The sequence below is a fragment of the Achromobacter sp. 2789STDY5608615 genome, from assembly GCF_001298995.1.
Lineage (GTDB): Bacteria > Pseudomonadota > Gammaproteobacteria > Burkholderiales > Burkholderiaceae_B > Achromobacter > Achromobacter insuavis.
In genome coordinates this window covers 245,950-252,272 of the sequence record NZ_CYTY01000005.1, presented here as the reverse complement: position 1 = coordinate 252,272, position 6,323 = coordinate 245,950, and the positions used below count along the sequence as shown (strand labels likewise).

Annotated in this window: 5 protein-coding genes; 1 reads left to right on the top strand and 4 read right to left on the bottom strand. The window is 67.4% G+C overall.

What is annotated here, in order from left to right:
• Positions 1-109 precede the first annotated feature (109 nt).
• Positions 110-1,507: a sigma-54-dependent transcriptional regulator gene (locus AOZ49_RS06650; RefSeq protein ID WP_054474673.1), complete on the bottom strand. Its 1,398-nt coding sequence runs from the start codon at positions 1,505-1,507 to the stop codon at positions 110-112.
• Between the two features lie 34 nt (positions 1,508-1,541).
• Positions 1,542-3,482 carry a sensor histidine kinase gene (locus tag AOZ49_RS06645; RefSeq protein WP_231690259.1) on the bottom strand — a complete coding sequence of 647 codons (1,941 nt, stop codon included), beginning with the start codon at positions 3,480-3,482 and terminating at the stop codon, positions 1,542-1,544.
• A 295-nt stretch (positions 3,483-3,777) separates the two neighbouring features.
• Here AOZ49_RS06645 and AOZ49_RS06640 point away from each other — a divergent pair, with 295 nt between their 5' ends.
• A complete protein-coding gene (locus AOZ49_RS06640) occupies positions 3,778-5,112 on the top strand; it encodes a dicarboxylate/amino acid:cation symporter (protein WP_054434188.1) in 1,335 nt (444 codons plus the stop codon).
• 75 nt (positions 5,113-5,187) lie between these two features.
• Here the strand turns inward: AOZ49_RS06640 and AOZ49_RS06635 are convergent, their stop codons facing one another.
• Positions 5,188-5,802, bottom strand: a complete 615-nt coding sequence (locus tag AOZ49_RS06635) for a Maf family protein (RefSeq protein ID WP_054434190.1) — start codon at positions 5,800-5,802, stop codon at positions 5,188-5,190.
• 49 nt (positions 5,803-5,851) lie between these two features.
• Complete coding sequence (rlmH, locus tag AOZ49_RS06630) at positions 5,852-6,322, bottom strand: 23S rRNA (pseudouridine(1915)-N(3))-methyltransferase RlmH (protein ID WP_006387790.1); 471 nt, start codon at positions 6,320-6,322, stop codon at positions 5,852-5,854.
• Position 6,323 lies beyond the last annotated feature (1 nt).

The window sequence follows — 6,323 nt, the reverse complement described above, 5'->3', positions numbered from 1 at the left end:
TTTTGCTTGTTGGGCTGACCATCTATTGGTGTATTTGCAGCCGTCTGCAAGGCGGCCCGCTAACCAAAACACATGACAGCCCCAATGTGGATGCATTGGGAGGCCGGCTTCAGCTCAGCGATGCCGTCCCGGTGTAGTCCTGGCGGTCAATGCCGTGACGTTGCAACTTGTCGTAGAAGGTCTTGCGTGGGATGCCCAGCGCTTCCAGTGTCGCGCGGACGTCGCCCTGGTGGGCGGCGAGCGCTTCGCGAATGAGCTGGGCCTCGAAACGCTCCATCTTTTCCGGCAGCGTACCCGGTGTGGATTCCTGCTCCGGCAAGGCCGCGGCGGGCGTGTTGAGCACGCCCAGGACGAAGCGTTCGGCGAAGTGTGCGAGTTCCCGCACATTGCCCGGCCAGTCGTGCGTCAGCAGGTGGCGCTTGATGTCGGCGGGCATGTCGGGAATGTCGCGCTGGAAGCGCCGAGAGGCGTGTCCCAGGTAGTGGGCCAGCAGCAGCGGGATGTCTTCGCGACGTTCGCGCAGCGGCGGAATGCGGATGGTGACCACATTCAGGCGGTAGAACAGGTCTTCGCGGAATTTGGCGCGGATGGCCGGGCTGCCCAGGTCTTCCTTGGTGGCGGCGACGACGCGCAGGTCCAGGCTGCGCACCTCGTTGCTGCCCAGCGGGGTGATCTGGCGCGATTCGAGCACGCGCAGCAGCTTGACCTGCACCGCCAGCGGCATGCTTTCGATTTCGTCCAGGAACAGGGTGCCGCCGCTGGCGTGCTCGATGCGGCCGATGCGCCGCTTCTGTGCGCCGGTGAAGGCGCCGGCCTCGTGGCCGAACAGCTCGCTTTCGATCACGCTTTCCGGCAACGCGCCGCAATTGATCGCGACCAGTGCGTGATGGCGCCGGCGGCTCAGGCGGTGCAGGGCGGTGGCGACCACTTCCTTGCCGGTGCCGGTTTCGCCTTCCACCAGCACGTCGACGTCGGCGTCGGCGATGTGGCGCAGCGTCTGCTTGATGCGCTGCATCGCCGGCGCGGTGCCGATGAAGGGCACTTCGTCGGCTTCGACCGCGAAGGCGGCTTCGCGCAGGCGGCGGTTCTCCAGCACCAGGTGACGTTTCTCGGCGGCGTGGGTGATCGCGGTGACCAGGCGATCGGGCGGATAGGGCTTGGCCAGGAAATCATAGGCGCCGTCGCGCATGCATTGCACCGCCATGGCGATGTCGCCGTGGCCGGTGATGAGGATGACGGGAATTTCCGGGTCGATGGCCCGCAGGCGCTGGAACAGCTGCAGCCCGTCGATGTCGGGCATGCGGATATCGGTGACCACCACGCCGTCGAAATCACGATTGATCGTGGCCAGCGCGCCGCGCGCGCTGGCATGGGCGTCGACCGCGATGCCGTGCAGCTTGAGCGTCTGCACGTTGGCGCGGCGCAGTTCCTCGTCGTCGTCGATGAAGGCGACGCGGGGCACGGCCGGCTTGGCGCGGGGATCTTCCAGCAGGGAGGCCCCGGGCATGGCGCCTGGCGGCGCCGGTTGGGAATGGTCGGCGTCAGGGACGCGGGTCATGGATCGAAGGCGGCGACTTGCGCAGCGTCAGGGTGAACATTGCGCCGCGGCCGGGGCCGTGGGGCGCGGGAAAGATGGCGTCGCCGGGATGGGCGGCGCGCAGGTCGCCGCCGAATTCGGCGACGATGTCGCGTGAGATCACCAGGCCCAACCCCAGGCCTTCGGCCTTGGTGGTGTGGAATGGCGTGAAGAGGCGGGCGCTGGCTTCGGGCGACAGGCCCGGGCCGTTATCGTTGACGAACAATTGCACCGAGGCGCCCATGTCCTGCAGCGCGATGATGATGCGGCCGTCGGCCTGGCCCTCGAGCGCATCCATGCCGTTCTGCAGCAGGTTCACCAGTACCTGTTCGAGGCGTATGCGGTTGGCCTGCACCAGGTAGTCCTGTTCCACCGGCGGGCGTTGCAGCACCACGCGCTGGCGCCTGGCGCGCGGGCCGACCAGCAGCAGCGCGCCGTCCAAGGCTTCCTTCAGGCTGGTCGGGCCGACCGAAGCGCCAGCCTTGCGCGAGAAGGCCCGCAACTCGCCAGTGATATGGCCGATGCGGTCGGTGAGCGAGGCAATGGTGCCCAGGTTTTCCTCGACGGAGGCCGGGTCCTGGCGGCGCAGGAATTCGGCGGCGTTGTCGGCATAGGCGCGGATCGCGGCCACCGGCTGGTTGATCTCGTGCGCGACGCCGGCGGCGACCTGGCCCAGCAGCGCGAGCTTGCTGGCTTGCACCAGCTCGTCCTGCATGGTGTGCAGGCGCGCCTCGGTGCGCTGGCGTTCATCCATCTGCGCCAGCAGTTGCTGGTTGACCTCGCGCAGTTGCGCGGTGCGTTCTTCTACCTGGGCGGCCAGCTGCTGTCGCACGGCCATCTGCTGGGCGGCGCCTTCACGGCTGCGATGGCGACGGTAAAGCAGGATGCCGATGATGGCGGACAGCACGCCCTGGGCCAGCAGGGCGCCCAATTGCGCATTGGCGGTGGCGCGGTTCAGCGCGGATTGCACCGGCGACAGCAGGTGCAGCGTCCAGCCTGGCGATTCCACGATGGGCAGGGTGGTGTGCAGCAGCGGCGCGCCCGCAGGGATCTGCGGCAGGGCTTCGTCGGATCGCAACAGCTGGCCGCCGCTGACGGTTCTCGGGGTGGGCTGCAAGGGCAGCGGCTGGAACATGGCGTCGCCGAACTGCAGGCTGGTGCGCAGAGTCTGGGCCAGGTCGGGCGCCAGTGGCTTCAGCACGCGGAAACGCCAGTCGGGCACGCTGCCCAGCAGCACCACGCCATGTTCGTCGGTGACGAAGATGGGCGCGTTGGACTGGCGCCAGTCGGCTTCCAGGTCGCGGAAGTCGACCTTCAGCACCACGACGCCGAGCATCACGCCGTTGGTGTCATCGACCCGCCGCGACAGGTACAGGCCGGCTTCGTGGCTGATGGTGCCGAGCGCGAAATGCTCGGCCGAGCCATGCGCCACGGCGCCGCGGAAGTACGGCCGGAACTGGTAGTCGACGCCGACGAAGGTGGCAGGTTCGCGCCAGTTGCTGGCGGCGATGGCATAGCCGGTCTGGTCCAGTACGTAGATGGCCGAGGCGCCCACGCCGCGGCTCAGGGTGTCGAGTTTTTCGTCGAGCGATTCGATCTGCGCCGCCGTGGGATTCTGCAGCGTGGCGCGCAGATCGACATCGCGGGTCAGGACGAAGGGCAGCGCGCGGAATTTATCCAGGTTGTTGCGCAGCAGGGCGGCGTTGATCTGGCCCGCGCTGCGGGCCTGCAGATAGGCTTCCTTGAGGGCGCCGTCGCGCGCCCATTCGCTGGCGGCATGCAGGATGCCGAATACCACGGCCACGGCCGCCAGAATCAGCAGGGCCCAGGGCCACGCCGGACGGCGCCGGGGCGCGGCGCCATCCGCTTGGGCAGGCGCCGCCTGGGGGGAAGGGCGAGTGGACATGACGTTGTGCGGTTTTTCGCACATTCTAGCTGAGTTCTGTGTGATATTTCGCCATTCTTTTCTTCACCATCCTGGGCGCGTCTGAAAAATCGTAGCTGAATCAAGGGCTTGAATTCAGGGGACGATCTGTCCCGGGTTGGCACGGCATTTGCATATAGCTGGGCAAGCCCGGCGATATTGCTCATCGGGTGAAATCGGCCTGCGGAGATACGCACGGCTTTAAAAGAGATAACGCCCCGATACCCGCTGCGCATCGTCGCATGGAGCATGGGGCCCCTGGTGGGGACAAATCCCGATGATCGAAGTAGATCAAAGCGCGCCCGCGCGCAAGCTCAAGTTCTATCAAATCCTGTACGTGCAGGTGCTTTTCGCGATTGTGATCGGCATTCTGCTGGGCTATTTCAAGCCCGACCTCGGCCAGGCCATGCAACCCCTGGGTGATGGCTTCATCAAGCTGGTGAAGATGATCATCGCCCCGGTGATCTTCCTGACGGTGGCGACCGGTATCGCGGCCATGAGCGACCTGAAGAAGGTCGGGCGCGTGGCGGGCAAGGCCATGCTGTACTTCCTGGTGTTCTCGACCCTGGCCCTGATCGTGGGCATGGTGGTGAGCCACATCGTGCAGCCGGGCGCCGGCATGCACATCAATCCGGCCACGCTGGACCAGAAGGCGGTGTCGGGCTATGTCGCCAAGGCACATGACTCGACCATCACCGGCTTCCTGCTGAACGTCATCCCCACCACGATCTTCAGTCCGTTCGTCGGCGGCGATATCCTGCAGGTGCTGTTCGTGGCCGTGCTGTTCGGCATCGCGCTGGCCCAGGTCGGCGAGCGCGGCAAGCCGGTGCTGGACTTCCTGACGGCGTTGGCCCAGCCCATCTTCAAGCTGGTTGCGATCCTGATGAAGGCCGCGCCCATCGGCGCCTTCGGCGCCATGGCGTTCACCATCGGCAAGTACGGCATCAAGTCGATCATCAACCTGGCGATGCTGGTGGGCACGTTCTACGCCACCTCGGTGCTGTTCGTGGTGGTCGTGCTGGGCCTGGTGGCGCGCTACAACGGCTTCTCGATCCTGAAGCTGGTGCGCTACATCCGCGAAGAACTGCTGCTGGTGCTGGGCACGAGCTCGTCGGAAGCCGCGCTGCCGACGTTGATGCAGAAGATGGAACGCGCCGGCTGCTCGAAGTCGGTGGTCGGCCTGGTGGTGCCCACCGGTTATTCGTTCAACCTGGATGGCACCAACATCTACATGACGATGGCGGCGCTGTTCATTGCCCAGGCCTGCGACATTCCGCTGTCGCTGGGCGACCAGATCCTGCTGCTGCTGGTGGCGATGCTAAGCTCCAAGGGCGCCGCGGGCGTGACGGGCGCCGGCTTCATCACGCTGGCCGCGACGCTGTCGGTGGTGCCGACGGTGCCGGTGGCCGGCATGGCGCTGATCCTGGGCGTGGACCGCTTCATGTCCGAATGCCGTGCGCTGACCAACCTGGTCGGCAACGCCACCGCCGCCGTCGTGGTGGCGCGTTGGGAAGGCGAACTGGACAAGGACCAGCTGCATGCCGCGCTGGAAGGCGAGGCGCCGGCCGCGCAGCCGCAGGCGATGGCGCGAGTGTCGACGTCGCAGAGCTGATCGCCACGGCTTGATCATGGCAAAAAGCCCCCGGACCTTGCGGCCCGGGGGCTTTTTTCATGGGGTCGCGCGCAATCAGGGAATCGCGATGCCGGCGGCCCGCAACAGGTTGGCGGTTTCGAACAGCGGCAGGCCCATGACGCCGGTGTAGCTGCCGTCGATGTTCGCGACGAAGGCGCCGGCCAGGCCCTGGATGCCGTAGGCGCCGGCCTTGCCGAACGGTTCGCCGCTGTCGCAATAGCGCGCGATTTCGTCGAGTTCGAGCGGACGCATCCGCACATGGGTGATCGAGACCGCTTCCAGCAGGCGGTCGCCCGTCCACAGGGCGACAGCGGTATGCACCTGGTGCGTCTGGCCCGACAGCGCCCGCAGGATGCGGATGGCGTCGTCGCGGTCGGCGGGCTTGCCCAGCACCTGGCCGTCGAGGATGACGGTGGTGTCGGCGGCCAGCAGCGGCAGGACGGGCAGGGCTTGCGCGCGCAGCCAGTCGCGGCCGCGCTCGGCCTTGTCGCGCGCGGTGCGCTGGACATAGTCGGCGGCGCTTTCGCCGGGGTGCTGCGGTTCGTCTTCGCCGGGCGGCGCGGGGACGCGCAGCACCTCGTGCGCCAGGCCGATCTGCGTCAGCAGTTCGCGCCGGCGGGGGCTGGCGGAGGCGAGATAGAGGCGTGCGGGAGTGTTGGCGTCAGTCATGGGAGGCGGCGCGCGGCGGACGCGCCAGGCTGGCGCCAGGCGTCATGCCTCAGGCGCGGTGATAGGGATGGTTGGTCATGATGGCCCAGGCGCGATAGAGCTGTTCGGCCAGCACCACGCGCACCATGGGGTGCGGCAGCGTCAGCGACGACAACCGCAATTGGCCGCTGCACGAGGCCTTGAGGTCGGCATCCAGCCCGTCCGGGCCGCCGACCAGGAAGGCGACGTCCTGGCCGCCCGCGCGCCATTGCTCGAGCTTTTGCGACAGCGCCATGGTGGTGAGGTCGCGGCCGCGTTCGTCCAGCGCCAGGCGCAGCGCGCCGGCCGGCAGGGCGGCCTCGATGCGCTTGGCCTCGGCGGCCATCATCTGGGCCGGGGTCTTGCCGGTGGTGCGGGGCTCGGGCTTGATCTCGCGAAGTTCGAGCGCGCAGTCGGGGGGCAGGCGCTTGGCGTAGTCGTCCCAGGCGGTCTGCACCCAGTCCGGCATGCGCGTGCCCACGGCGGCGACGATCAGCTTCACG

Excerpts from the sequence above, each read along its gene's own strand:
- AOZ49_RS06640 (WP_054434188.1), top strand. The coding sequence starts at position 3,778 with ATGATCGAAGTAGATCAAAGCGCGCCCGCGCGCAAGCTCAAGTTCTAT.
- AOZ49_RS06635 (WP_054434190.1), bottom strand. The coding sequence starts at position 5,802 with ATGACTGACGCCAACACTCCCGCACGCCTCTATCTCGCCTCCGCCAGC.
- AOZ49_RS06650 (WP_054474673.1), bottom strand. The coding sequence starts at position 1,507 with ATGCCCGGGGCCTCCCTGCTGGAAGATCCCCGCGCCAAGCCGGCCGTG.
- AOZ49_RS06645 (WP_231690259.1), bottom strand. The coding sequence starts at position 3,482 with ATGTCCACTCGCCCTTCCCCCCAGGCGGCGCCTGCCCAAGCGGATGGC.